Raw genomic sequence first — 25,292 nt, forward strand, 5'->3', positions numbered from 1 at the left:
AGGAAAGACCTTCGAAAGGAACCGACATGCTGGAGCAGCTCAAGGAAATTCTGTCCAACAAGCTCAAGGTGTCGCCCGAGGCCATCACCCCCGAGGCCACGCGGGAGGACATCGAGCTGGACTCGCTGGCCGTCGTGGAGCTGTCGCTGCTGCTGAAGTCCGAGCTGGACCTGGACATCAGCGACGACGACCTGCTCGAAGCCGACACCGTGGCCGACATGGTCCGGCTGATGGAGGAGCGGAGCGCGAAGGTCTGATGGCCGCGATGGACATCGCCGTCACCGGGCTCGGTCTGATCACCCCCGGCGGGATCGGGGTCGGACCGAGCTGGGCGGCGGTCTGCGACGGCAGGCCGGCCGCGGCCCTCGATCCGGTGCTGGCCGACAATCCCGTACAGATCTCCTGCCGGGTGCCCGACTTCGACCCCGAGCGCCTGCTCAGCGCGCGCCGGGCCCACCGTCTGGACCGGTTCGTGCAGTTCGCGCTGGTCGCCGCGCACGAGGCGGTGGCCGACGCGGGCCTGGACCCGCAGACCTGGGACGGCGCCCGCGTGGGCGTGGTCCTCGGCTGCGCCGACGGCGGTCCGGGCACGGTCGAGGAACAGCACCATGTGCTGCGCGAGCAGGGCGCGGACCGGGTGTCGCCGCTGCTGCTGCCGATGCAGCTGCCGAACATGCTGGCCGGTCAGACGGCCATCGAGTTCGGGGCGACCGGACCCAACCTGGTGGTGGCCACCGCGTGCGCGTCCGGCGCGACGGCCATCGGCACCGCCCGGGACCTGCTGGCCCTCGGCCGCTGCGACATCGTGCTGGCCGGCGGCAGCGAGGCCATGATCACCCCGCTGGTCATGGCCGGGTTCGCCCAGATGGGCGCGCTGTCCAGGCGGCACGACGACCCGGCGTCCGCGTCCCGCCCCTTCGACGCCGACCGCGACGGGTTCGTGGCCGGCGAGGGGGCCGGGATCCTGGTGATGGAGCGCGTCGCCGACGCGCGGGCCCGTGGCGCGCACATCCACGGGCGGATCATCGGGTACGGCGCCACGGCCGACGCCCACCACATGACGTCGCCGCATCCCGAGGGCGCCGGCATCGAGGCGGCGGTCCGCGCGGCGCTCGCCGACGCGGGGGCGGACCCCGACGACGTCGAGCACGTCAACGCGCACGGTACGTCGACGCCGCTCAACGACCTGTCCGAGGCACGGATGATCCAGCGGACGCTGCGCGGCGATCCGGTGGTGACGTCCACGAAGGGGGTCACCGGGCATCTGCTGGGGGCGGCGGGGGCGGTCGAGGCCGCGTTCACCGTACTCAGCGTGGAGCACGAAATCATCCCGCCCACCGCCAACTTGGTGATGCCGGACTCCCGGATGGAGATCAAGCTGGCGCAGACCCTGACCGAGATGCCGATCGATCTGGCGCTGAGCAATTCCCTCGGATTCGGGGGGCAGAACACCGCTCTGGCGATCGCGCCCGCCTGAGCAGCCGCCCCGCGTCGCAACAGCCGTCCGCCGAGAACGTTCCGCGGGCGGCTGTCGGCCTTACGTCACCCCCCACAGTCCCCACCTCTCTCCCCATGTCTGGAGCCCCCATGTCCACCACCAGTGGTTCGCCGCCCGTGTCGGGGCGGCTCGGTACGGCGCACATTCTGTTTCTCATCGTCGCCGCCGCGGCACCGCTGTCCGCGATGGTCGGTACGGTCCCGCTCGCGTTCGCGTTCGGGGACGGCGCCGGGGTGCCGGCGGCGTTCCTGTTCGCCGGGGTGACCCTGCTGTGCTTCTCGGCCGGGTACGCGGTCAGCGCCCGGCGCACCGGCGGGTCCGGCGGGTTCTACGCCTCCGTCGCCGACGGGCTCGGCCGGCCCCCGGCGGTCGCGGCCGGATACCTGGCCCTGCTGTCGTACAACTGCGCGACCATCGGACTGGCCGGTGCGCTCGGATACTTCACCCAGCTCGTCCTCGCCGCCCACGGGTTGACGGTGTCCTGGGAGTGGTGCGCGGCGGTCGGGCTGGTGCTGACCGCGGTGCTCGGCTACCGGGAGATCGCGCTCAGCGCCCGCGTGCTGGCCCTGCTGATGCTGGGCGAGATCGGGGTGCTCGCGGCCCTGGACGTGGCGATCCTCGTCCGGCACGGACTGCACGCGCTGCCCGCCGCCTCCTTCTCCCCGCACACCGCCGCCGGCCCCGGCGTCGGTGTCTCGCTGATGTTCGCGTTCGTGTCCTTCATCGGGTTCGAGTCGGCGGCGCTGTACGGCAAGGAGGCGCGCGACCCGGAGCGCAGCGTGCCCCGCGCGACGTACGCGGCCGCCGCGCTGATCGCCGGGTTCTACGCGCTGACCAGCTGGCTCGCGGTGGGCGCGATCGGCCCGGACCATGTGCGCGAGGTCGCGGGCAAGCAGATGGGCGACCTGTTCTTCGGACTCGGCGACGACTTCCTCGGCACCGCGGGCAGCACCATGCTCCAAGTCCTGCTGTGCACCAGCCTGTTCGCGGCGACGCTGGCCCTGCACAGCGCCGCCAACCGCTATGCCCAGGTCCTCGCCCAGGACGGGCTGCTCCCCCGCACCCTGGCCGCCGAGCACGCCCGGCACGGCTCCCCGCACCGGGCGAGCGTCTGGCAGAGCGTGCTGACCGCGCTGGTGCTGGCCGGGTTCGCGGTCGCGGGCCTGGACCCGTACGCCGACCTGACCACCAGCATGCTGGGTCTCGGCACCCTCGGCATCGTCACGCTCCAGGCGCTGGCCGCGCTCTCCGTGCTCGGGCTGCGGCTGCGCGCCGGGCACGGGCACTGGTGGAAGGAGACCCTCGCCCCGCTGCTGGGCTTCGCCGGGCTCGCCGCCTCCGTGTGGCTGGTGGTCGGCAACTTCGACATGCTCACCGGCTCGCCCTCGAAGGTGATCGCCGCGCTGCCCTGGCTGCTGCCGCTGGTCGCGCTCGGCGGGCTCCTCTACGCGCTCCGGCTGCGCACGGCCCACCCGCTGCGCTACCGGCTGCTCGGCACCCGGCACACCGCCGCCCCCGCCACCCCCGACCTCTCCCCCGCCCCGTCAGGAGACCGCCATGCACGATCCCAATGAGCTGATCGAGGCCGGCGAGGACGCCAGGCGCCGCCTGGCCCGCCGCCGCTACGACCTCGACCTGGACGCGGTGGGCGGTGCGCTGCGCGCCCGTTCGGCCGCCAACGCCGAGGTGACCCGGCTGCGCACCGAGCTGAACAGGACGGCAAAGGCGCGCCGTTCGGGCCCGCCCAGCGAGACGGAGAAGGAGGCCGCCCGCGCGCTGCGGGCCGAGGTGCAGCAGGCGGAGGCGCTCGCCCGGGTGGCGGCGCGGGAGCTGACCGAGATGCTGCTCGGCATCCCCAACCTGCCGCTGGACAGCGTCCCGGACGGCGACTCCGAGAAGGAGGCCGTGGAGGTGCGGCGGGGCGGTCCCGCGCCGCGCCCGGCCAAGGGCGCCCGGCACCACGCCGAGATCGGCGAGGCCCTCGGCATCCTCGACCCGCCGACCGCGGCCAAGCTGTCCGGCGCCCGGTTCAGCGTGGCACACGGCGCCGGGGCCCGTCTGGAGCGCGCCCTCGCCGACTTCTTCCTCGACCTGCACACCCGCGAGCACGGCTACACCGAGCAGTCGGTGCCGTTCCTGGTCTCCCGCGACACCATGACCGGCACCGGACAACTCCCCAAGTTCGAAGAGGACTTGTTCCGCACCCAGGTCGGGGAGCGGGAGCTGTTCCTGATCCCGACGGCCGAGGTGCCGCTGACCAACCTGGTCTCCGGGGAACTGCTGGACGCGCGGGCGCTGCCGTACGCCTTCACCGCCCGCACCCCCTGCTTCCGCGCGGAGGCGGGGGCGTACGGCCGCGACACCCGCGGTGTGCTGCGGCTGCACCAGTTCGAGAAGGTGGAGCTGGTACGGATCTGCGCGCCCGAAGAGGCGCAGGAGCAGCTGGAGTTGATGGTCGGACACGCGGAGGAGTGCCTGCGCCGGCTCGAACTGTCCTTCCGAACGGTGCTGCTGCCGGCGGGCGACATGGGCTTCTCGGCGCGGATGACGTACGACATCGAGGTGTGGCTGCCGGGCGGTGACGCCTTCCGGGAGATCTCCTCGGTGTCCGACTGCGGCACCTTCCAGGCGCGGCGCGCGGACATCCGGGTCAAGCGGGCCGACGGCCGCAAGACACCGGCCGCCACGTTGAACGGCTCGGCGCTGCCGATCGGGCGGACGGTGGCGGCGCTCCTGGAGCAGGGCGTGCAGGACGACGGTTCGGTGCTGCTGCCGGACGCGCTGGTGCCGTACACCGGGTTCCGGCGGATCCTGCCGGGCGGCGCGACCGAGTGACACCACGGGAAGGGGGCGGGTGCCGACCCGGCACCCGCCCCCTTCCCGTGTCCGCGCCGAGGGCGCTCGGGGCGTCTCAGGCGCCCATCATGTGCACCCCGCCGTCCACGTGGACGATCTCGCCGGTGGTGCGCGGGAAGAAGTCCGACAGCAGGGCGACGACCCCGCGGGCGGCCGGCTCGGGGTCGGTGAGGTCCCAGCCGGCCGGGGCCCGTCCGGTGGTCCACACGTCGGCCAGTTCGCCGAAGCCGGGGATGGACTTGGCGGCCATGGAGCGCAGCGGGCCGGCCGCGACCAGGTTGCTGCGGATGCCGAACTCGCCCAGGTCGCGGGCGAGATAGCGGCTGGTGGACTCCAGCGCGGCCTTGGCGACGCCCATCCAGTCGTAGTGCGGCCAGGCCACGGACGCGTCGAAGGTGAGCCCGACGACCGAGCCACCGCGCCGCTTGAGGAGCGGGAGGCAGGCGGTGGTCAGGGACTTGAGGGAGTACGCCGAGACGTGCACGGCGGTCGAGACGTCGTCCCAGGTGCCGCCCAGGAAGTCGAAGGCGCCCTGCGGTCCGAAGGCGATGGAGTGCACCACGCCGTCGAGGCCGTCGGTGTGCGCGCCGAGCCGTTCGGCGAGGGTGTCCAGCTGGTCCTGGTCGGTGACGTCCAGCTCGATGACGGGGGCGGGCTTCGGAAGCTTCTGCGCGAACCGCTCGATCAGGGAGAGCCGCCCGAACCCGGTGAGCAGCACCTCGGCGCCCTCTTCCTGGGCGATCCTGGCCACGTGGAAGGCGATGGAGGCGTCCGTGACCACGCCGGTCACCAGGACGCGCTTGCCCGCGAGGATGCCGCTCATGCCGTCACCTTCTTGGGCAGGGCCGCCACCAGCGGGGAGTCGTGGTCCTGGGGGCCGAGCGTGCCGCCGCCGCCGGGCGAGCCGAGGGCGGCGAAGAAGTCGGCGTTGGAGGTGGCGTGGTCGTCGCCCCACTCCTCGGGCATGTCGTCCGCGAAGTAGATGGCGTCGACCGGGCACACCGGCTCGCAGGCGCCGCAGTCCACGCATTCGTCCGGATGGATGTACAGGGCGCGGCGGCCCTCGTAGATGCAGTCCACGGGGCATTCGTCGACGCAGGAGCGGTCCTTGATGTCGACGCAGGGCAGTCCTATGACGTAGGCCATGCTCAACTCCTTGCTGAGTAAGGGTCGTTCACTTCAGGGACACACCGGTGGTGCGCTCGCCGAGGGTGAGCACCGTGACGGCGAGGACGGCCATGGCGGCGGCGATGACGCCGAACAGTGCGCCGGGGCCGTGCGCGTCGAGGACCGGCAGCAGTGCGAACGGCAGGGCGCCCGCGCTGAGTTTCGACAGCGAGTACGCGGCGCCCGCGGCGGTGGCCCGGATCTCGGTCGGGTACTGCTCGGAGAGGTACACGTGCGACACGCTGGAGAAGACGTTGCTGAACAGGGTGTACGCGAAGCCGCACAGCACGATGAGTTCGGCGGAGGAGGCGTAGGCGAAGCCCAGGCCCGCGACCACCATCGCGGCGGCCGAGACGGCGACGAGGGTACGGCGCTCCACGCGGTCCACGACCGGCAGGACGAGCGCGGAGCCCACCGGGTAGCCGAGGAAGGAGAGCGCGGTGAAGCCGAGCCCGGCGACGACGCCGTAGCCCTTGGCGGCGACGATCTGCGGGGCGAGGGTGCCGAAGCCGTAGTAGCCGACGGTGGACAGGATGCAGAACACCCACAGCACGAGGGTGCGGCGCAGCAGACCGGGCCGGAAGATGTCGCGCAGCCGGGTGTCCCGCGCGGGGCCCGCGGTGTCCTGCCGCGCGGCGGGCGGGGCCGGCGGGAACCCCTGCCGGGCGGCCTCGGCCTCCAGGCGGGCAACGAGCCGGTCGGCCTCCTCGGTGCGGCCGGTGGCGGCGAGCCAGCGCGGGGACTCGATCAGCTGGCGGCGGAGCACCCAGACGACGGCGGAGCCGAGGGCGCCGAGCACGAACAGCCAGCGCCAGCCGGCCACCCCGAGCGGGGACAGCGGCACCAGCCACAGGGCGGCGAAGCCGACCGCGGGCACCCCGCAGAAGGCGAGGGTGTACGCCCAGGCGATGAACCGGCCGCGCTTGGCGGCGGGCAGCACATCCGCCAGATAGCAGTCCGAGAGGGCCTGCTCGGCACCGATGCCGAGACCGGCGAAGAAGCGGGTGACGATCAGCCAGGCGGCGTTCGGCGCGAAGGCGCCGAGCAGGGAACAGGCCGAGTAGATCGCCAGGTTGACCAGGAAGGCCCGACGCCGGCCGAACCGGTCCGCGATCCGGCCGAGCGTCAGGGATCCGATGAACTGGCCGACGAACGCGGAGGCCAGGACGAGTTTGAGCGAGGTCGTGCCGAAGCCGAAGTCGCTCTGGAGCACCTTGCCGATGGTGCCGGAGAGGTTGTTCTCGAAGGTGTCGAAGAACAGACCGACACCGATGACCGCGGTGAGTCTTCGGTGCAGGGGAGTGATCGGCATGCGGTCCAGGCGGGCGCCGATCGGGGCGGGAGCGGTGCGACCGCCGGCCGCGGCGGTGGTCTGGGACATGGGGCTGGCTCCTTGGAAACTGCTGTCGCACGCTGTCGCAGTGCTTCTGGGGAAGGAACCGCCCGGGTCACCGGCGGACCCGGGCGTGCGGCCCGGGGGCCAGGTGTGGGGGTAGGTCAGGGACGGGCAAGGGGAGTTGGGGGATCAGGCCGTTTCCATGGCCTGGCGGCGGATCTGCTCCTCCACGTCACCGCGCCGCACCGGCGCGCTGACCTTGTGCAGGAAGGAGGCGACCTCGCGGTACGAGCGCCAGAAGCCGACCTCGTGGTACGGCACACCGCGTTCGGCGCAGTACTGCATGGTCAGTTCGCGGGCGCGCGGCAGGTTCTTCTGCGGCATGGCCGGGAACAGATGGTGCTCGACCTGGTAGTTGAGGCCGCCGTAGAGGAAGTCGATGAGCAGGCTGGGGCGGATGTTGCGGGACGTGAGGACCTGCCGCTCCAGCCAGTCCAGGGTCTCCTCCTCGCCGTCGCGGACCTCCATGCCCTTGTGGTTCGGGGCGAAGATCATGCCGAAGTACACGCCGAGGGCGGCGTGCTGGACGACGATGAAGGCGACCGCGAGCTCCGGGGACAGGACGGTGAAGACGCAGGTGAGGTAGACGGCGGCGCGCAGCAGGATGAGGGAGGTCTCCAGCGCGGGCCGCTTGGTCTTGCCACCGGTGATGGACTTGACCGCGGTCTTGAGCATCTTGAAGCCCTCGAGCACCAGCAGCACGAAGAACATCACGCTCTGGTAGCGCACCACGAACTTCTGGGTGCCCTTGCGGGTCGGGTACTGCTTGATGTCGAAGATGGCGGTGCGCCGGCCGATGTCCGGGTCCATGTCGAGGTGGTTGGGGTTGGAGTGGTGCCGGTTGTGGTGGTTGACCCACCAGCCGTAGCTGACCCCGTTGACCAGGTTGGCGTGCACGTACCCGACGGCGGACGCGGCCTTCTTGCTGCGGAACATGGCCTTGTGGCCGGCGTCGTGCCACATGAACGCCGACTGGCCGCCGCACAGGCCCATCCACACGGCGGTGAGCAGCTGCCACCAGGTGTCGCCCAGTTCGAAGAAGGCGATGAACCCGACGCCCAGCAAGGCGGTGTTGAGGGCGAGCTTGCCCACGTAGTAGCGCGGGTCCAGATCGAGGAGACCCTCGGCCTTGACCCGTTTGAGCAGTTCGGCGAAGGTGGCCGACGCGCCGGTGCGTTCGCCGCCCGGTGCGGCCGCGGCCACGGCTTCCTGTATGTGCGGACGCTGCATGCGTTGCTCTCCTTGGGAGAAAGTGCCCGATAGCGGGCGGCGGCGCCGCTGCCCCGCGGACCTGCGGACCTGCGGGCGCCGCGAGTCGACTTCAGCTCCCGCGTGGCGTCACCGCCGCGGGCTGTGGCCCGCCCGGCGGACCCGGGCGACGGGAGCGCAGTGCGGCGCTCCCGGACCCGGACCACCGGGCGAACGTGCGTCCAGCGTTCCGTGCGGCACTGATGTGGCACTGATGCCGGTCTGATCGGGCCACCCTCGCCCCGTCGGCCGGCACCGGGCGGCCGCCCGCGCGGCCACTCAGGCGGTCGCCTCGGCGCGCAGCCGCTCGTCCAGGGCACGCACCGCGGCGTCGGCGGTTTCGGCGACCCCGGTGTCGTCGGGGGCGCCGATGACGGCCATCAGCTGCTCGACGACGGCGTGCGAGAGCTCCTCGGTGGACTGGCTCATTTCAGCTTCTCCTGTCTGTCAGTTCACTGATGGGTAGTCAGAACGCCTTGCAGGCGCGGAAGATGTGCGCGAAGCCGGGCAGCGAGGCCTGCGGTCCGTCGAAGGCGACGTACTCGGGGATCAGCACGTCGGGGGCCCACTTCTGCTTGTACGACAGCTGGGTCTGCGCCGGGTACAGCGCCGCGCCCTCGGCCCACAGGGCGTGCATCAGCCACTGGAACGCCGGGCTGTGGCCGTCGAGTTCGTGCTCGGCGTCCAGCCCGGTGAACGGCGTGAAGCCGAAGTGCAGCCAGTCGACGCCCTCGGCGCGGAAGATCTCGATGGCGTGCGCGTTGATGGCCTCCATCAGGCCCGGCGAGCCCTCGGGGATGCGGCGGCTGAGGTCGTGCATCCAGCCGGCCCGGCTGCCGTAGACCGGCGAGTAGGAGATGTAGGCGACCGGCTCGCCGTCGATGGTGCCGCTGAACAGCCGGCGCTGCGCCTGGGCGGGCCCGCCGATCTGGCCGACCAGGAACTCCAGTTGCTGCGCGCCGCCCTTGGAGCCGAGCCACGCCTTGTCGATCACGGCGATGTCGTCGGCGACCTCGGCCGCGTCGACCTCCTGGATCTGGAGGCCGTTGCGCAGGGCGCGGGAGATCTTGTTGCGCAGCTGCATGAACTTGGTGCCGCGCAGCGTGAAGTCCTCCAGGCCGACCGCCCAGGAGGCGCCGATCTGGTTGACGACGCAGCCGCGCGCCGCGTACCGCTCGGCGTCGGCGCGCTGGAGCTGCACCCCGACCAGGCCCAGGCCCTCGCCGCGGACGTGGTCCCGGAAGGCGTCCAGGAGGGTGCCGTAGTCCGCCTCGGCCGCGAACGGGCCGCCGAACTGCACGGCCCAGCGGCCGGTGCGACGGTAGACGACGACACCGTCCACGCCGGGGACGGTGAAGACGCTGTTTCCGCTGTTGAGCGCGAGGAAGGAACTCGGGTTCTCGCTCGCGGTGTGGGTGCGTATCGCGTTGAGAATCAGACTGTCTGTACCGGTCTCGGTGGTGGTCGCGGTCATTCCCTTACCCCTTTCGGGTGCGTATTCCGTCAAAGGGAGTACAGCACCGTAACGTTGCTCCGGAAAAGAGCAGTTGGGCATTCATTTACCTGCGTCAGAACCGCGTCAGCTTTCCGTCAGCCGTCACTGCCAATGTGGTTGACGTGAACGGCACCGGAATCCGGCGCCGGACACGGGGAGAGGTGCCCGGAGTGGCCGATCGGGGACCGTGTGCACCACACTGGTCGGGCCCAGCGGCCCGCGCAGGTTCGAATCCTGCCCTCTCCGCCACGGCCGGAACCATGGCTGGACGCGCTTCCCGCCCCGGACGGTGGGAAATCGCAGGCGTCCGTCCGTGAATTCGGCATCACCAGCCGGCGCCCCCGAGAATACGCTCGGGCGCCGGCACCACCCAGAAGCCGCCGGCCGCCCCCCGTCCCGGCGGAACTAACGCCCCGGCGGGCCGCGGTACAGGTCGAGGCCCGCCGGGGCATGGCGCGTTCGGCGAATTCTTTCTTGCACGGCAGCACCGCTTCGGAAAAACCGTCGGCGAGGAATTGTCAGCTAGGGGGAGAGATATGCTCAGGTTCTCCATTCTCGGGGCGCTGGAGATACGCACCGCCGCCGGTGAGGCGGACGTCTGCGGCGATCTTCAGCGCACTCTGGTGCAGACCCTGCTGGTCAGCGAGGGCCGGCCGGTGTCCGGGGAGAGCCTGGCGGAGGAGATGTGGGGCGAGGCGCTGCCGGACCACCGGGCCAACGCCCTCCAGGCCCACATCAGCCGGCTGCGGCGCAGGCTGCGCGCGCTGGAGCCGGAGCGCCCGGCCTCACGGGTGACCATCCATCCGGCCGGCTACCGGCTCAGCGTCGGCGAGGGCGAGCTGGACGCGGCCGAGTTCGTCCGGGCCGTACGGCAGGCCGAGTCGGCCGGGCCCGAGGACGCCGAGCGCACCGCCCGGATGCTCGGCGAGGCGCTCGCGCTGTGGCGGGGCCCGGTGTTCGGCGGCTTCCCCGGCGGCACCATGTGCCAGCTCGCCGGGGCGCGGTACGAGGAGTACCGGATGCGCGCGATGGAACTGCGCTTCGACGCCGAACTGCGCCTGGGCAGGCACGCGTCCGTACTCGCGGAGCTGGCCGAGGCGCACACCAACCATTCGCTGCGCGAGCGATTCTGCGAGCAGCTGATGGTCGCCCTGTACTGCTCGGGCCGGCAGGCCGACGCGCTCGACGTGTTCCGCCGGATGCGCCGCAGGCTGGACGAGGAGCTGGGGATACAGCCCTCGCCCGCGCTGCGCAAGGTGGAGCTGGCGATCCTCTCGCACGATCCGGCGCTCACGGGTGAGCCGCTGGCTCCGACGGCGCTGCTGCCGGTGTGAGGGGGCCCGGCGCGGGGGTGCGGGGCCGGACCGTAAGCGGCCCGTCAGCGCCCGGTCAGAGCGCGTTGCCACGATCGGCTCCGGGTGCCCCGAGCGGCGGCCCGGCGCGGGCAGCGTCCGATGTCACGTCACCTCACCGCAGAGGCAGGCAGAGATGAAGTCCCACATCGCGGAACTGGCCGGCATACGCGAGAGCGTGCTCGCCGGCCCGAGCGAGAAGGCGACCGAGGCGCAGCACGCCAAGGGCAAGCTGACGGCGCGGGAGCGGATCGAGCTGCTCCTGGACCCGGGGTCCTTCCAGGAGGTCGAGCAGTTGCGCCGGCACCGGGCGACCGGGTTCGGCCTGGAGGCGAAGAAGCCGTACACCGACGGTGTGATCACCGGCTGGGGCACGGTCGAGGGCCGTACCGTCTTCGTCTACGCGCACGACTTCCGGATCTTCGGCGGCGCCCTCGGCGAGGCGCACGCCACCAAGATCCACAAGATCATGGACATGGCCATCGCGGCCGGCGCCCCCCTGGTCTCCCTGAACGACGGCGCGGGCGCCCGCATCCAGGAGGGCGTGACCGCGCTCGCGGGCTACGGCGGCATCTTCCGCCGGAACACGGCCGCCTCCGGGGTGATCCCGCAGATCTCCGTGATGCTGGGCCCCTGCGCGGGCGGCGCCGCCTACTCCCCCGCGCTGACCGACTTCGTCTTCATGGTCCGCGAGACCTCGCAGATGTTCATCACGGGCCCGGACGTGGTCAAGGCGGTCACCGGCGAGGAGATCACGCAGAACGGGCTGGGCGGCGCGGACGTCCACGCCGAGACGAGCGGTGTGTGCCACTTCGCCTACGACGACGAGGAGACCTGCCTGGAGGAGGTCCGCTACCTCCTGTCGCTGCTGCCGGGCAACAACCGCGAGAACCCGCCGCGCGTGGAGTGCTCCGACCCGGCCGACCGGCGCTGCGAGGCGCTGGCCGATCTGGTGCCGGAGGACGGCAACCGGCCGTACGACATGACGAAGGTGATCGAGGAGATCGTCGACGACGGCGAGTACCTGGAGGTCCACCAGCGCTGGGCCCGCAACATCATCTGCGCGCTGGCCCGCCTCGACGGCCAGGTCGTCGGCATCATCGCCAACCAGCCGCAGACCCTCGCCGGGGTCCTCGACATCGAGGCGTCCGAAAAGGCCGCGCGTTTCGTGCAGATGTGCGACGCGTTCAGCATCCCGCTGGTCACCCTGCTGGACGTGCCGGGCTTCCTGCCGGGCGTCGGCCAGGAGCACGGCGGCATCATCCGCCGGGGCGCGAAGCTGCTGTACGCCTACTGCAACGCGACCGTGCCGAGGATCTCGCTGATCCTGCGCAAGGCGTACGGCGGCGCGTACATCGTCATGGACTCCCAGTCGATCGGCGCGGACCTGACGTTCGCCTGGCCGACGAACGAGATCGCGGTGATGGGCGCGGAGGGCGCGGCCAACGTCATCTTCCGCCGTCAGATCGCCGGCGCCGAGGACCCCGAGGCCACCCGCGCCCGGCTGGTCAAGGAGTACAAGTCCGAGCTGATGCACCCCTATTACGCCGCCGAGCGCGGCCTCGTCGACGACGTCATCGACCCGGCCGAGACCCGTGAGGTCCTGGTGCGGTCGCTGGCGATGCTCCGCACGAAGCACGCGGAGAGCCCCGCCCGCAAGCACGGCAACCCCCCTCAATGACGGAGGTCCCCATGCCCGTGTCCACCCCCTCCCCCACTCCGCCCATCCGGGTCGAGAAGGGCGAAGCCACCGACGAGGAACTGGCCGCCCTGACCGTCCTGCTGCTCAGCCGCACCGCCCTCGCGGGCCCCGGCACCGAGGCGTCCTCTCCGGGCACCACCTCCTGGCGCCCGCATTCCTTCCACGCGCCGCACAGCTGGCAGCGGGCGTAGACCACCGGGGCGGCCCAGGGGGCACGTCACCTGGAGAGGTGCCGCCTCCCCTGGGCCCCGCCTCGCGTGTGGCGGCCCGGTTCACCCCTGGGCCAGGGTGATGTCCTGGTCGGCGGTGGCGTGGAACACCGGCAGCGGGACCAGCCCCATCGGACGCAGCTCCATCACCGTGGCCTGGACGTGGGCCGCGCCGGACCGGAGGGTCTCGCTGGTGACGGTGCCGGAGTTGGACCAGGTGTGCGTCGTACCGTCGCACCGCGCGGCGGTGCCGCCGATGCCGTGCCGCACGCGGGGGTCGCGCTGGCTCAGGGAGGACGTGACGAACACCGGTCCGGTGCCGCCGGTGCAGCGGTAGGTGCCGGTCAGGGTGACGGTGCCGTCGGCGGCGAGGCGGCCGACCGTCTCGACGGTGACGGACTCGCCGGGCGCGGCCTGGGCCGGCCCCGCGGCGAGGGCCAGCAGGGCGGCGGCGCCGAGGGCCGCGGCGAGGACGGAGCGGGCCGGGCGGTCGGCGTGGGCTGAGTGGACGGGCATGGATACCTCCAGGTTTGTACCGTTTCGGCGGTCTCCACTGGTACCCGTCACCCACCCCGACGGGTGTGACCGTCACCCGCCCGGTGGCGCGTCACGGCAGTACGGCGAACCCGTCCAGCTCCACCAGTGCCGTTTCGTCCCACAGTCGTACGACCTGAACGACGGCCATCGCCGGGTAGTCCCGGCCCGCCGCCGCCCGCCACAGCCGCCCCAGTTCCCGCGCCTGCGCGCGGTACGCGGCGACGTCCGTGGCGTACACCGTGACCCGCGCCAGATCCGCGGGGGTGCCGCCGGCCGCGCGCAGGGCGGTGAGCAGATTGCCCAGCGCCCGCTCGAACTGCTCGGCCAGGGTGTCGCCGGTGATCTTCCCGTCGGCGTCGAGCGCGGTCTGTCCGGCGAGGAACACCACCCTGGAGCCGGTGGCGACGACGGCGTGCGCGAACCCCGTGGGCGGCGACAGCTCGGGCGGGTTGACGCGTTCGGTCGTCACCGGGCCTCCTGCTCATGGGCGGCGTACAACTCCTTGGCGATGATGCCCCGTTGGACCTCGCTCGCCCCCTCGTAGATGCGCGGCGCCCGCACCTCGCGGTAGAGGTGCTCGAGCAGATGGCCGCACTGGAGGGCGCGCGCGCCGTGCAACTGCACGGCAGTGTCCACGACATACTGCGCGACCTCCGTGGCGAGCAGCTTGGCCATCGCGGAGCGGCGGGGCACATCGGGCGCGCCCTCGTCGTACGCGCTCGCCGCCGCGTACACCATCAGCCGGGCCGCCTCGGTGCGCAGCGCCATCTCCGCGACCTGGTGGGACACCGCCTGGAGGTCCATCAACTTACCCTTGAACGCCTGCCGTTGACGTGTGTGCGCGACGGTCGCGTCCAGCGCCGCCTGCGCCATGCCCACCGCGAAGGCCCCGACGCTGGGCCGGAAGAGATTGAGCGTCCCCATGGCGACGGTGAAGCCCCGGTCGACCTCGCCGAGCACATCCTCGGAGGTGACCGGAACGGCGTCGAAGTCGAGCGCGCCGATGGGGTGCGGGGAGATCATCTCCAGTGCGCGGCCGGTGAGTCCGGGCCGGTCGGCGGGGACCAGGAACGCCGTCACACCGCGGGCGCCGGCGCGTGGTGCGGTGCGCGCGAAGACGGTGTAGAAGTCGGCCTCGGGCGCGTTGGAGATCCAGCACTTCTCCCCCGTCAGCCGCCACTGGCCCGGCCCGCGGGCCTCGGCCGCGAGCGCCAGCGCGGCCGCGTCCGAGCCGGCGTCCGGCTCGCTCAGCGCGAAGGCCGCGACCGCGCCCCCGTCCGCGACCCGCGGCAGCCAGCGCTCGCGCTGGGCCGCGCTGCCGTGCGCGTGTACCGGATGGGCGCCGAGCCCTTGGAGGGCGAGCGCGGTCTCCGCCTCCGTACAGCCCTGCGCCAACGACTCGCGCATCAGGCACAGATCGAGCGCGCCGGACGTGAACAGCAACTCCAACAGGCCGAGTTGGCCCAGCTCGGCCAGGAGCGGCCGGTTGACGCGGCCGGGTGCGCCCTTGTCGGCGAGCGGGCGCAGCCGTTCGGCGGCGAGCGACCGCAGCCGCGCGCACCAGGCCAGCCGCTCCGGTTCGAGTGAGAAAGCGGGCACTGCCGGTCCTCCCTCCGGGACGGACCACGGCGACCGTCCACCCGCACGACGTTATCGCGCACAGTTGACTGCCGTCACCAACACGATACGCTCCAACCACGAGCCCACCAGGAATGCCCGTCCGGACGTCCGTCACGGCAAGGGGGCGCCATGCATCTCTCGGCCCATGTGGACACCTTCGCGCGCGACCACCTCCCGCCGCCACAGGAGTGGCCCGAGCTGCGCTTCGACCTCCCGGAGCTGCGCTACCCCGCCCGGCTGAACTGCGCGGTGGAACTCCTCGGCCACACCGACGGCGCCCGCCCGGCCTTCCGCACCCCGGACGGGCCCGTGTGGACGTACGCCGAGCTGCGCGCGCGGGTCGACCGGATCGCGCATCTGCTCACCGGCGAGCTGGGCGTCGTCCCCGGCAACCGGGTGCTGCTGCGCGGCCCCACCACCCCCTGGCTCGCGGCCTGCTGGCTCGCGGTGCTGAAGGCGGGCGCGGTCGCGGTCACCGTGCTGGCCCAGCAGCGCCCGCACGAACTGGCGACCATCTGCGAGATCGCGCGGGTGGGCCACGCGCTGTGCGACGCGCGCGCGGTGGAGGACCTGGCGAAGGCCCGGATACCGGGGCTGCGCATCACGACGTACGGCGGGGACACCCCCGACGACCTCCTCCGCCGCGCCGCGCCCGCGGCCCCCTACCCGGCGGTGGACACCGCATGTGACGACGTCGCCCTGATCGCCTTCACCTCGGGCACCACGGGTCGCCCGAAGGGGTGCATGCACTTCCACCGGGACGTGCTGGCGATCGCCGACACCTTCTCCCGGCACGTCCTGCGCCCCCGCCCCGACGACGTCTTCGCCGGCAGCCCCCCGCTGGGCTTCACCTTCGGCCTCGGCGGGCTGGTGGTCTTCCCGCTGCGGGCGGGCGCGAGCACGCTCCTGCTGGAACAGTCCGGGCCCCGCCGGCTGCTTCCCGCGATCGCCGAACACCGCGTCTCGGTCCTGTTCACCGCCCCGACCGCCTACCGCGCCATGCTGGACGAGCTGGACGGCCACGACGTCTCCTCGCTACGGCGCTGTGTGTCGGCCGGGGAGAACCTGCCGGCGGCGACCTGGCGGGCGTGGCACGAGCGCACCGGGGTGCGGATCATCAACGGCATCGGCGCGACCGAGCTGCTGCACATCTTCGTCTCCGCCGCGGACGACGGGATAAGACCGGGCACCACGGGCGTGCCGGTGCCGGGCTGGCAGGCACGGGTGCAGCGGCCGGACGGCACCCCGCTGCCCGACGGCGAACCCGGACTGCTGGCCGTGCGCGGCCCGGTCGGCTGCCGTTATCTGGCCGATCCCCGCCAGCGCCAGTACGTGCGCGGCGGCTGGAACATCACCGGCGACACGTACGTCCGCGATCCCGACGGCTACCTCCGTTACGTGGCCCGCGCCGACGACATGATCATATCGGCGGGGTACAACATCGCGGGGCCCGAGGTGGAGGACGCGCTGCTGCGCCATCCGGACGTGGTGGAGACGGCGGTGGTCGGCCGCCCCGACGCGGCACGCGGACAGGTGGCGGTCGCCTACACGGTGCTGCGGGAGGGCGCGCGCCGCGACCCGGAGGCGCTGCGCGCCTTCCTGACCTCGGAACTCGCGCCGTACAAATGTCCGCGCGAGTTCGTCTTCCTTCCCGCCCTTCCCCGCACCGCCACCGGCAAGTTGCAGCGGTTCCGCCTGCGCACCCCTGGTGACCAGGCGTGATGCCGACGACCTAAGATGATCATCGTGTCCGAGCAGCACGCACCCAGGTCTCTCATCGTCACGCTCTACGGCGCGTACGGCCGCTCCATGCCGGGCCCGATGCCCGTCGCCGAGCTGATCCGACTGCTGGCCGCGGTCGGCGTGGACGCGCCCTCCGTCCGCTCCTCGGTGTCCCGCCTCAAGCGCCGCGGACTGCTCCTGCCCGCCCGCACGGAGACGGGCGCCGCGGGGTACGAACTCTCGCCCGAGGCCGTCCAGTTGATGGAGGACGGCGACCGCCGCATCTACGCCGCCGCGCCGCCCGAGGACGCGGGCTGGGTGCTCGCGGTGTTCTCGGTGCCGGAGACCGAACGCCAGAAGCGCCATGTGCTGCGCTCCCGGCTGGCCTCCCTGGGCTTCGGCACGGCGGCCCCCGGCGTCTGGATCGCCCCCTCGCGGCTGTACGAGGAGACCGAACACACCCTGCGCCGACTGCACTTGGACCCGTACGTCGACTTCTTCCGCGGCGAGCACCTGGGCTTCACCCCGACCCCGGAGGCGGTCGCCCGCTGGTGGGACCTGGAGTCGATCGCCAAGGAACACCTGCGCTTCCTGGACACCCACGCCCCTCTCCTCCGGGCCTGGGAACGCCGCACGGACACCCCGCCGGAGGATGCCTACCGCGACTACCTCCTCACCCTCGACTCCTGGCGCCATCTGCCCTACGCCGACCCCGGACTCCCCACCGACCTGCTTCCCGCCGACTGGCCGGGCGTGCGCTCCTCGGCGGTGTTCCGGGCGCTGCACGACCGACTGCGGGACAGGGGCGCGGAGTTCGCGCTGAACCCGACCTGACCTGCCGTCAGATCCGACCGCCGGTGAGCCGGGTGATCGGGCCGTGCGTACGACGCCCCGCCCGGCGCCCGGCGAGATACGACACCGCGGTCACAGCCGCGAGCCCCGCTCCCGCCCCGGCGGCGACGGCCTTCCGGCCGGCGACCATCGTCCACGCCGTCCTGGCCAGGCCGGCGGCCCGTCCGGAGGCGGCGACGACGACCTGCCGACCGGCCTGGACCCGCTCGGCCGCACCGCGCACCACCGCGGCGCCCGTCCCCGCCGTACGCTCCGCCGCGCTCACGGCAGCCGACGCCACGTCATCCGACTTCTCGGCCGCCTTCTCCGCCGCCTGCGACGCCGGAGCGGTCACCTTCGCGGTGGCCCGCCGGGCCTTGGATACCGAATTCTGCTGCGTGTCACTGTTCGTCTGACTCATGAACTCCGCGTTGCCGCTGGCGCGGAGGGCAAACCCGTTCACGGGGTGCCGCCGACGCCGGCCGCCGTCGACGCCGTGGGACGGTGGTCTCGTGACCGATCCGGAGCGCGTCGCGGCGGAGATCGGGGAGGACATCCGAGGGCTCGACGAACGTGCTGCCTCGCGGCGCCACTTCCGTCATGCCGACGAGGGCGGCGGTCTGCGGTACGTCGAAGTGGTGCCCGATCGCGGCGGTCCGGCGTTCGCCTCTTGTCCCGAGGTCCCGCCGCCCGCCCGCCGCGGGCGTACTGCTTGGATCGGATCATGGATCCTGTGGGCGGGGCGGGCGAGGCGCAACAGAAGGCGGCGGTTGCCGTCTGGTTCGGTGGGGCGTCCGTGGGGTGCTGGTTCTGTTGCCCGTTCTGGGCTCTGGTCTCCTGCGGCGCGCTGCCGCTGGCCCTGATCGGCCTGGTGCGGTCCTGGGTCGAGTACCGGGCGTCGGGAGCGGGGCGGGCGAGCAGGCGGCGAGCCGTCGCGGGCGGCGGGTTGTCTCTGCTGGGGGCGACGGCGGCCATCGCCTACCTGGTGTTCCTGGCCCGCCACCCGGAGCTTCCCGTCCAGGGATAGGCGTTCAAGTGGGGCTAGGCCGCCCTGGGGCGCGGCCTGCGGATGTCCGAGGCGGGTGGCTCGGCGTCGTCCGCCGGGAAGGTGTCGGCCTCACCGAAGTCGGGGGCCTGGAAGGGGTTGGTCGCCGGGGGCGGCGACGCCTCGGTAGGGCGGTGGGGCCGGCCTTCCGGGGCGGAGAACAGTGACGTCGAGTCGATGGGAGGGCTCTCTTTCGTGACAGGTCCCCGAGGGGGCCTGGTGTGCCGTGCCGGGCACAGCGGTACTACAGCTTGGTCATCTTGGCGTACGGGCTCAAGATCCGCATCTGCGAGGAGCCGAAGTCGACGAGCGCCGCGACGCCCTCTTCGATGCCGATCACGCGGCCGAGGCCGTACATGTCGTGCGTGACCTGGTCGCCCAGGGCGAAGTGCTTGGGGACCGGCGCGACCGGGGCCTTGAAGGGGCTCGTCGGCAGATGGCGCTTCGGTGCGGAGGGCTTTGTCATGACTCATTATGCGCCTTCGCGCACCCCGTTTGCTGTGGCCGTCGGCACAGTTCGTTGCGGGCACCTCGTGGCATGCCGCTGACCTGCGGTTTCGAGATGTAACGCGACAAAATTGGACCGAGGTCCAACCTCATGGGGGCCGCGGCGATTCGGGCTGTACGCCATCTGGGGGACGCGCGGGCGTGCGAGGCAGGAGCGGCGGGGCAGGGGGCTGCGTGGAGCGGTCCGGGGAAGGCGGGCCGCTGGCGGCCGGCGCCGGGCGGTCGGTGCCACTAACGGACCGCGCCGGGAGAGCGATCGACCTGAATCCCACTTCCGCCAGGAACCACACCGTGTGGTCCCCGCGCCTGCGGGGGTGGTCCCTCCCCCGCGGGAGCGGCGTAGTAGGGCTCGGCGTGCTCCGCGGAGGGGGGATCAGTCGTCCAGTGACAGGCGGGGTTTGGGGGTGTCCGTGCGGCCGGTTTGGGGGCGGCGGTTGCCGGCGTGGTAGGGGGTGGGCCAGTGGATGCCGGGGCCGGTGTAGGACTGTTCGGCGGCGGCGTGCAGGGTCCAGTTGGGGTCGTAGAGGTGGGGGCGGCCCAGTGCGCACAGGTCGGTGCGGCCCGCCAGGATCAGGGAGTTGACGTCGTCCCAGGAGGAGATCGCGCCCACGGCGATCACCGGGACCCGGACCTCGTGGCGGATGCGGTCGGCGAACGGGGTCTGGTAGGAGCGGCCGAACTCCGGCCGCTCGTCGGAGACGACCTGGCCGGTGGAGACGTCGATCGCGTCGGCGCCGTGCGCGGCGAAGGCGCGGGCGATCTCGACCGCGTCCTCGTCACTCGTGCCGCCCTCGGCCCAGTCGGTGGCGGAGACGCGGACCGTCATCGGGCGTTCGGCGGGCCATACCGAGCGGACCGCGTCGAAGACCTCCAGCGGGAAGCGCAGGCGCCGCTCCAGTGAGCCGCCGTACGCGTCGGTGCGGCCGTTGGTGAGGGGGGACAGGAAACTGGACAGCAGGTAGCCGTGGGCGCAGTGCAGTTCGAGCAGGTCGAAGCCGACACGGGCGGCGCGCCACGCGGCCGAGGTGAACTGCTCGCGGATGTCGGTGAGTTGGGCGCGGGTCAGTTCGCGGGGAAGCTGGCTGTCCGGGCGGTAGCGCAGCGGGGAGGGAGCCACGATCGGCCAGTTGCCGCTCGGCAGCGGCTCGTCGATCCCCTCCCACATCAGCTTGGTCGAGCCCTTGCGGCCCGAGTGCCCCAGCTGCACGCCGATCGCCGTGCCCGGTGCCTGCCGGTGCACGAAGCCGGTGATCCGCCGCCACGCCTCCGCCTGGCGGCCGGTGTAGAGGCCGGCGCAGCCGGGGGTGATGCGGCCCTGCTCGCTCACGCACACCATCTCGGTTATGACCAGCGCCGCGCCGCCGAGCGCGCGGGCGCCGAGGTGGACGAGGTGGAAGTCGCCGGGCACGCCGTCGGTGGCCGAGTACATGTCCATCGGCGAGACGACGACCCGGTTGCGCAGGGTCAGCCCGCGCAGCCGGAACGGGGTGAACATCGGGGGCGTGCCGGGCGGGCAGCCGAACTCGCGCTCCACGGACTCGGTGAAGCGGGCGTCGCGCAGCCGGAGGTTGTCGTGGGTGACGCGGCGGCTGCGGGTGAGCAGGTTGAAGGCAAACTGGCGGGACGGCTGGTCCCGGTACCGGCGCACGTTCTCGAACCATTCCAGGCTCGCCCGCGCGGCCCGCTGGGTCGAGGCGACGACGGGCTTGCGTTCCGCCTCGTACGCCGCCAACGCGGCCGGTACGTCCGGCTGTTCACGCAGGCAGGCGGCGAGCGCCAGCGCGTCCTCGACGGCCAGTTTGGTGCCGGAGCCGATGGAGAAGTGGGCGGTGTGGGCGGCGTCGCCGATCAGCACGAGGTTGCCGTGCGACCAGCGGTCGTTGACCACCGTACGGAAGGTCGTCCAGGCGGAGTTGTTGGAGCGCAGGGGGCGGCCGCGCAGCGCCTCCGCGAAGATCTTGGCGCAGCGGTCGGTCGATTCGCGCGGGTCCATCTCGTCGTACCCGGCCGCCCGCCAGACCTCTTCGCGCATCTCGATGATGACCGTGGAGGCGTCCGGCGAGAACGGGTAGCCGTGCAGCTGCATCACGCCGGGCTCGGTCTCGGCGATCTCGAAGCGGAAGGAGTCGAAGGCGAAGTCGGCGGCGAGCCAGATGTAGCGGCAGCGGTGGCCGGTGATCTCGGGGCGGAAGACGTCTGCGTAGGTCTGGCGGGTGGTGCTGTGGACTCCGTCGGCTGCGACGACCAGGTCGTAGGCGGCGGTGAGGTCCCGGACGGGCGGGGCCTGGGTGCGGAACTCGATCCGGACGCCGAGGTCCTGGCAGCGGGTGTGCAGGATCTCCAGGAGGCGGTGCCGGCCGAGGGCGGCGAAGCCGTGGCCGCCGGAGGTGTGGCGGGTGCCGCGGTGGACGATGTCGATGTCGTCCCAGCGGACGAAGTGCCGTTGCAGTGCCTCGTAGACGACCGGGTCGGCGTGTTCGATGCCGCCCAGGGTCTCGTCGGAGAGAACCACGCCGAAGCCGAAGGTCTCGTCGGGGGCGTTGCGCTCCCAGACGGTGACCTCACGGGCGGGGTCGAGGCGTTTGAGGAGGGCGGCGGCGTACAGGCCGCCGGGACCGCCGCCGACGATCGCGACTCGTGGCGGGTGGCCGGCCGCCGCCGACGGTCGCGGAACCACCGAGACCTGCCGCGCCCGCTCAGGCGGCTGCGCGGTCGCCGTGTCCTGCCCCACCCGCTCAGGCGGGTGCGGGGCCGCCGCGACCTGACCAGCCTGCTCGGGCGGGTGCGCGGCCGCCGTGCCCTGACCCGCGCGCTCAGACAGCTGCGGGGCCGCCGCGGCCTGCCCCACCCGCGCGGCGGTGGACGCATCTCGACCGCGGCCCCGCATTGCTGGGGTCGGTGCACCTGACGTCGGCATGAAAGGTCACCTTCCCTGCCATTTGGGGGGCCGTTTCTCCGTGAAGGACGCGTGGAACTCCCGGTAGTCCTCGCCGTTCATCAGCAGCGCCTGCGTCGCCGCGTCCAGTTCGACCGACGCGGCCAGCGGCATGTCCAGCTCCGCCGTCAGCAGCGCCTTCGTCTGGGCGTGGGCCAGGGCCGGCCCGTCGGCCAGGCGGCGGGCCAGCGCGCCCGCGGCCTCGTCGGCATGGCCCTCCTCGGTCAGTTCGCTGATCAGGCCGATCCGCTCGGCCTCGGGGGCGCGGACCGGCTCGCCCAGCATCAGCAGGCGGGTGGCGTGGCCGAGGCCGACGACGCGGGGCAGCAGATAGGCCGCGCCCATGTCGCCGCCGGACAGGCCGACGCGGGTGAAGAGGAAGGCGAAGCGGGCGCTCGGATCGGCGACCCGGAAGTCGGCCGCGAGGGCGAGGACCGCGCCGGCGCCCGCCGCGACCCCGTGGACGGCGGCGATCACCGGGAACGGGCATTCGCGGATCGCCCGTACCACCTGGCCGGTCATCCGGTTGAAGTCGAGGAGCTGGGCGGTGTCCAGGGCGAGGGTGGCGCCGATGATCTCGTCCACGTCGCCGCCGGAGCAGAACCCGCGCCCCTCGCCGGCCAGCACCAGGGCGCGCACCGCGCGCTCGCGGGACAGCTCGGCCAGCAGGTCGCGCAGGTCGGCGTAGGCGCCGAAGGTGAGGGCGTTGAGCTTGTCGGGGCGGGCGAGGGTGACCGTGGCGACCCCGTCGGCGATCCGGAGGCGCAGGTGCTCCCAGTCGGCGGTGCGGCGGGCGGAGCCGGTGAAGGGACTCATGACGTGCGGCCTCCCTTGGGTGGCGGTGCCGTACGTTGCGCGGTCCCTCGAAGCTATCACTTGTTTGTGACTGTCGTCACGAGTGCGCGACAGGCCGGGGAAGCGGTGGGCGACTTCCAGCCGGATCGCGCCGACTGTCACCGGTCTGCTCCAGCGCCGTAACAGCGGGCTCCGGCGGGCGAGGCGGGGCGCCGGGCGGGGTAGGGCGTCCGGTACCGGGGGCGACGGCCTCCGGCGCGGGCCGCCGGCCATTTCGGACGACCGGGCCCGTACCATTCCTACAGTCGAAAGCAGGACAGCCTGCTCCATGAACGGACTCGCCTTGCACGAACGCCCCGCCCGCCCGTCGCCGGGCCACCGCCCCTCGTCGAGTCACCGCGCGACGCCCCTGTGGTCGGCCTCCTGGCGGTTGGCGCTGCCGCACACCACCGCGGCGGTGCCGGCGGCCCGTGCCCTGGTGCGTTCGGCCTTCTCCGAGGTGGCGCACGCCGCCGACCGCGACACGGCGGAGCTGCTCACGGCCGAGCTGGTGGCCAACGCGGTGGAGCACACCGCGGGCCGGGGTCCGATAGAGCTGGTGGTGGAGCTGCTGCCGACCGGCTGCCAGGTCGAGGTGCACGACCCCGACCCCGCGCCGCCCGGCGGGCTGACCCGGCCGGTGCTGGAGGAGCCCGATCCCTGGCAGGAGGGCGGGCGCGGGCTGCTGCTGATCCGCGCCCTGAGCGCCTCCTGCGGACACCGCCCCACCCCGAGGGGCAAGGCGGTGTGGTTCACGCTTCCTGCGGTTCCCGCTCCGCGCCGTCCGCTGTGACACCGGCCCGGTCCGCCGCGGCGGCTAGGTCGCGGCCCAGCGTGGAGTGCCGGCGCCCGTAGGCGACGTACACGGCGAAGCCCACCGCGAGGAACACCGCGAACTGGAGCCAGGTGTGCCAGCCGGTTTCGAACATCAGGTACAGGCAGAAGGCGATGCCGAGCAGCGGGCCCACCGGGTAGAGCGGGACGCGGAAGCTGCGGCTCAGGCCCGGCTCGCGGCGGCGCAGGGTCATCACCGCGAGGTTCACCACGGCCATGATCGCGAGGGTGCCGATGGTGCACAGGTTCATCACCGCGTCGAGCGAGGCGAAGGCCGCCGGGAGCGCGAAGACGACGGCGACGATCAGCGTGCCCGCGACCGGCGTGGAGGTCTTCGGGGAGACCTTCTCGAAGACGCGCGGGATCAGGCCGTCGCGGGACATCGACATCAGGATGCGGGTCTGGCCGTACATCACCGCGAGGACCACGGAGGCGATGGCGACGACCGCGCCGAAGGCGATCACGCCGCCGCCGATGGTGGAGCCGGTGACCTCGTTGACGACGTAGGACAGGGCGGCCGGGCGGCCCGCGACCTGCTTGCCGCCGATGGCGCCGATGGCCGCGAGCGCGACCGCGCAGTACAGCAGCGTCACGATGCCCATGCAGACCATGATCGCGACGGGGATGTCACGGCGGGGGTTCTTGGCCTCCTCGCCGGCGGTGGTGATCGCGTCGAAGCCGATGTACGAGAAGAACGCGGCGGTGGTGCCCGCGCCGATGCCGCCGAGGCCGGCCGGGGAGAACGGAGTGAGGTTCCCGTGCTTGAAGGCGCTGTAGCCGATGGCGCAGAAGGCGATCAGGATCACCAGCTTGACGGCGGCCATGGCGGCGGTCGCGCCGGCGCTCTCGCGCACGCCGCGCACCAGCAGCACGGAGGCCATGGCGATCACGAGCACCGCGGGGAGGTTGACGATGCCGCCGTCGCCCGGCCCCGCCGACAGCACGGCGGGCAGCTGCCAGCCGACGAGGCTGTGCAGCAGCTCGTTGACGTACTGGCTCCAGCCGACCGCGACGGCCGAGATGGAGATGCCGTACTCCAGCAGCAGGCACCAGCCGACCAGGAAGGCGGTGGACTCGCCGAGACCGGCGTAGGCGAAGGAGTACGAGGAGCCGGAGACCGGGATCGCGCCGCCCAGCTCCGCGAAGGAGAAGGCGGTGAACACGCAGGTGATCGCGGCGAGGACGAAGGAGACGACGACGGCGGGGCCGGCCTGGGCGACGGAGTCGGAGAGGCCGACGAAGATGCCGGTGCCGACGATGGCGCCGACGCCGAAGCAGATGAGCTGGAAGAGGCCCATCGTGCGTTGCAGGCCGTGTCCCTCGCGGTCGGCACCGGATTCGGCGACGAGCAGGTGGGGGGACTTGATGCGAGGAGCGGGCATTGCGGGTGGTGCTCGTTTCTGGTGGTGCGGGCGGCCGGATGACGACCGCCGGTGCGAGCGGCGGGTGCGACGGGATGCGTCGCGGGTGCGAGCGACGGGACGACGGTCGCGCCAGTGGCCCC

At 72.5% G+C, this 25,292-nt stretch carries 25 protein-coding genes and 1 tRNA gene; 12 read left to right on the plus strand and 14 right to left on the minus strand.

Annotated features, from left to right (window positions below; all coding sequences use genetic code 11):
- Positions 1-26: 26 nt before the first annotated feature.
- From ACE4Q9_RS07930 to serS, 4 genes are all read left to right on the plus strand, one after another.
- The gene (locus ACE4Q9_RS07930) at positions 27-257 is read left to right on the plus strand and encodes a phosphopantetheine-binding protein (RefSeq protein ID WP_397983524.1); all 231 of its coding nucleotides are present in this window, start codon (positions 27-29) and stop codon (positions 255-257) included.
- The gene (locus tag ACE4Q9_RS07935) at positions 257-1,477 is read left to right on the plus strand and encodes a beta-ketoacyl-[acyl-carrier-protein] synthase family protein (RefSeq protein WP_397983525.1); all 1,221 of its coding nucleotides are present in this window, start codon (positions 257-259) and stop codon (positions 1,475-1,477) included. The genes ACE4Q9_RS07930 and ACE4Q9_RS07935 overlap by 1 nt, the downstream gene beginning before the upstream one ends.
- Before the next feature lie 110 nt (positions 1,478-1,587).
- Positions 1,588-3,072, plus strand: a complete 1,485-nt coding sequence (locus ACE4Q9_RS07940; RefSeq protein ID WP_397983526.1) for an APC family permease — start codon at positions 1,588-1,590, stop codon at positions 3,070-3,072.
- Positions 3,056-4,333, plus strand: a complete 1,278-nt coding sequence (gene serS / locus ACE4Q9_RS07945) for a serine--tRNA ligase (RefSeq protein WP_397983527.1) — start codon at positions 3,056-3,058, stop codon at positions 4,331-4,333. The genes ACE4Q9_RS07940 and serS overlap by 17 nt, the downstream gene beginning before the upstream one ends.
- Positions 4,334-4,409: 76 nt before the next feature.
- On the opposite strand, the gene fabI is transcribed toward serS, so the two are convergent.
- From fabI to ACE4Q9_RS07975, 6 genes are all read right to left on the minus strand, one after another.
- Positions 4,410-5,177: an enoyl-ACP reductase FabI gene (gene fabI / locus ACE4Q9_RS07950; RefSeq protein ID WP_397983528.1), complete on the minus strand. Its 768-nt coding sequence runs from the start codon at positions 5,175-5,177 to the stop codon at positions 4,410-4,412.
- On the minus strand, positions 5,174-5,500 hold the full coding sequence (fdxA, locus tag ACE4Q9_RS07955; RefSeq protein ID WP_397983529.1) for a ferredoxin: 327 nt from the start codon (positions 5,498-5,500) through the stop codon (positions 5,174-5,176). Before fdxA ends, fabI begins: the two co-directional genes overlap by 4 nt.
- A gap of 28 nt (positions 5,501-5,528) precedes the next feature.
- Complete coding sequence (locus ACE4Q9_RS07960; RefSeq protein ID WP_397983530.1) at positions 5,529-6,902, minus strand: MFS transporter; 1,374 nt, start codon at positions 6,900-6,902, stop codon at positions 5,529-5,531.
- A 144-nt stretch (positions 6,903-7,046) separates the two neighbouring features.
- Entirely contained in the window at positions 7,047-8,147 is a 1,101-nt protein-coding gene (locus tag ACE4Q9_RS07965; RefSeq protein WP_397983531.1) for a fatty acid desaturase family protein, read from the minus strand.
- A 297-nt stretch (positions 8,148-8,444) separates the two neighbouring features.
- Positions 8,445-8,594 (minus strand): hypothetical protein, encoded by a 150-nt coding sequence (locus ACE4Q9_RS07970; RefSeq protein ID WP_397983532.1) that lies wholly within the window; start codon positions 8,592-8,594, stop codon positions 8,445-8,447.
- Between the two features lie 37 nt (positions 8,595-8,631).
- A complete protein-coding gene (locus tag ACE4Q9_RS07975) occupies positions 8,632-9,639 on the minus strand; it encodes a DUF2156 domain-containing protein (protein ID WP_397983533.1) in 1,008 nt (335 codons plus the stop codon).
- 176 nt (positions 9,640-9,815) lie between these two features.
- Between ACE4Q9_RS07975 and ACE4Q9_RS07980 the strand changes: the two genes are divergently transcribed.
- From ACE4Q9_RS07980 to ACE4Q9_RS07995, 4 genes are all read left to right on the plus strand, one after another.
- A tRNA-Gly gene (locus ACE4Q9_RS07980) sits at positions 9,816-9,909 on the plus strand.
- 287 nt (positions 9,910-10,196) lie between these two features.
- The gene (locus tag ACE4Q9_RS07985) at positions 10,197-10,994 is read left to right on the plus strand and encodes a BTAD domain-containing putative transcriptional regulator (RefSeq protein ID WP_397983534.1); all 798 of its coding nucleotides are present in this window, start codon (positions 10,197-10,199) and stop codon (positions 10,992-10,994) included.
- Positions 10,995-11,148: 154 nt separating this feature from the next.
- Positions 11,149-12,693 (plus strand): acyl-CoA carboxylase subunit beta, encoded by a 1,545-nt coding sequence (locus ACE4Q9_RS07990; RefSeq protein ID WP_397983535.1) that lies wholly within the window; start codon positions 11,149-11,151, stop codon positions 12,691-12,693.
- 11 nt (positions 12,694-12,704) lie between these two features.
- On the plus strand, positions 12,705-12,905 hold the full coding sequence (locus tag ACE4Q9_RS07995; RefSeq protein WP_397983536.1) for an acyl-CoA carboxylase subunit epsilon: 201 nt from the start codon (positions 12,705-12,707) through the stop codon (positions 12,903-12,905).
- Positions 12,906-12,986: 81 nt separating this feature from the next.
- On the opposite strand, the gene ACE4Q9_RS08000 is transcribed toward ACE4Q9_RS07995, so the two are convergent.
- The 3 genes from ACE4Q9_RS08000 to ACE4Q9_RS08010 all read right to left on the minus strand — a co-directional run bounded on the left by ACE4Q9_RS08000 (position 12,987) and on the right by ACE4Q9_RS08010 (position 15,059).
- The gene (locus ACE4Q9_RS08000) at positions 12,987-13,439 is read right to left on the minus strand and encodes a DUF6299 family protein (RefSeq protein WP_397983537.1); all 453 of its coding nucleotides are present in this window, start codon (positions 13,437-13,439) and stop codon (positions 12,987-12,989) included.
- A 91-nt stretch (positions 13,440-13,530) separates the two neighbouring features.
- The gene (locus ACE4Q9_RS08005; protein ID WP_397983538.1) at positions 13,531-13,929 is read right to left on the minus strand and encodes a RidA family protein; all 399 of its coding nucleotides are present in this window, start codon (positions 13,927-13,929) and stop codon (positions 13,531-13,533) included.
- Positions 13,926-15,059 carry an acyl-CoA dehydrogenase family protein gene (locus ACE4Q9_RS08010; protein WP_397983539.1) on the minus strand — a complete coding sequence of 378 codons (1,134 nt, stop codon included), beginning with the start codon at positions 15,057-15,059 and terminating at the stop codon, positions 13,926-13,928. Before ACE4Q9_RS08010 ends, ACE4Q9_RS08005 begins: the two co-directional genes overlap by 4 nt.
- A gap of 150 nt (positions 15,060-15,209) precedes the next feature.
- On the opposite strand from ACE4Q9_RS08010, the gene ACE4Q9_RS08015 reads away from it, so the two are divergent.
- On the plus strand, positions 15,210-16,802 hold the full coding sequence (locus ACE4Q9_RS08015; protein WP_397983540.1) for an AMP-binding protein: 1,593 nt from the start codon (positions 15,210-15,212) through the stop codon (positions 16,800-16,802).
- Positions 16,803-16,817: 15 nt separating this feature from the next.
- On the plus strand, positions 16,818-17,636 hold the full coding sequence (locus tag ACE4Q9_RS08020; protein ID WP_397983541.1) for a PaaX family transcriptional regulator C-terminal domain-containing protein: 819 nt from the start codon (positions 16,818-16,820) through the stop codon (positions 17,634-17,636).
- Between the two features lie 7 nt (positions 17,637-17,643).
- Here ACE4Q9_RS08020 and ACE4Q9_RS08025 read toward each other — a convergent pair whose 3' ends face one another.
- The gene (locus ACE4Q9_RS08025; protein WP_397983542.1) at positions 17,644-18,054 is read right to left on the minus strand and encodes a hypothetical protein; all 411 of its coding nucleotides are present in this window, start codon (positions 18,052-18,054) and stop codon (positions 17,644-17,646) included.
- Positions 18,055-18,357: 303 nt separating this feature from the next.
- Between ACE4Q9_RS08025 and ACE4Q9_RS08030 the strand changes: the two genes are divergently transcribed.
- Entirely contained in the window at positions 18,358-18,660 is a 303-nt protein-coding gene (locus ACE4Q9_RS08030; protein ID WP_397983543.1) for a hypothetical protein, read from the plus strand.
- Positions 18,661-18,922: 262 nt separating this feature from the next.
- On the opposite strand, the gene ACE4Q9_RS08035 is transcribed toward ACE4Q9_RS08030, so the two are convergent.
- The 3 genes from ACE4Q9_RS08035 to ACE4Q9_RS08045 all read right to left on the minus strand — a co-directional run bounded on the left by ACE4Q9_RS08035 (position 18,923) and on the right by ACE4Q9_RS08045 (position 22,936).
- Positions 18,923-19,144 carry a hypothetical protein gene (locus ACE4Q9_RS08035; protein WP_397983544.1) on the minus strand — a complete coding sequence of 74 codons (222 nt, stop codon included), beginning with the start codon at positions 19,142-19,144 and terminating at the stop codon, positions 18,923-18,925.
- A gap of 414 nt (positions 19,145-19,558) precedes the next feature.
- Positions 19,559-22,102, minus strand: coding sequence for a bifunctional salicylyl-CoA 5-hydroxylase/oxidoreductase (locus ACE4Q9_RS08040; RefSeq protein ID WP_397983545.1), 2,544 nt, complete (start codon positions 22,100-22,102; stop codon positions 19,559-19,561).
- Positions 22,103-22,108: 6 nt separating this feature from the next.
- On the minus strand, positions 22,109-22,936 hold the full coding sequence (locus ACE4Q9_RS08045) for an enoyl-CoA hydratase family protein (protein WP_397983546.1): 828 nt from the start codon (positions 22,934-22,936) through the stop codon (positions 22,109-22,111).
- Between the two features lie 307 nt (positions 22,937-23,243).
- Between ACE4Q9_RS08045 and ACE4Q9_RS08050 the strand changes: the two genes are divergently transcribed.
- The gene (locus tag ACE4Q9_RS08050; RefSeq protein WP_397983547.1) at positions 23,244-23,747 is read left to right on the plus strand and encodes an ATP-binding protein; all 504 of its coding nucleotides are present in this window, start codon (positions 23,244-23,246) and stop codon (positions 23,745-23,747) included.
- Here the strand turns inward: ACE4Q9_RS08050 and ACE4Q9_RS08055 are convergent.
- Positions 23,707-25,170: an amino acid permease gene (locus ACE4Q9_RS08055; protein WP_397983548.1), complete on the minus strand. Its 1,464-nt coding sequence runs from the start codon at positions 25,168-25,170 to the stop codon at positions 23,707-23,709. The two genes, ACE4Q9_RS08050 and ACE4Q9_RS08055, sit on opposite strands and share 41 nt — an antisense overlap.
- Between the last annotated feature and the right edge of the window lie 122 nt (positions 25,171-25,292).

The sequence above is a fragment of the Streptomyces sp. AM6-12 genome (assembly GCF_044327085.1).
GTDB lineage: Bacteria > Actinomycetota > Actinomycetes > Streptomycetales > Streptomycetaceae > Streptomyces.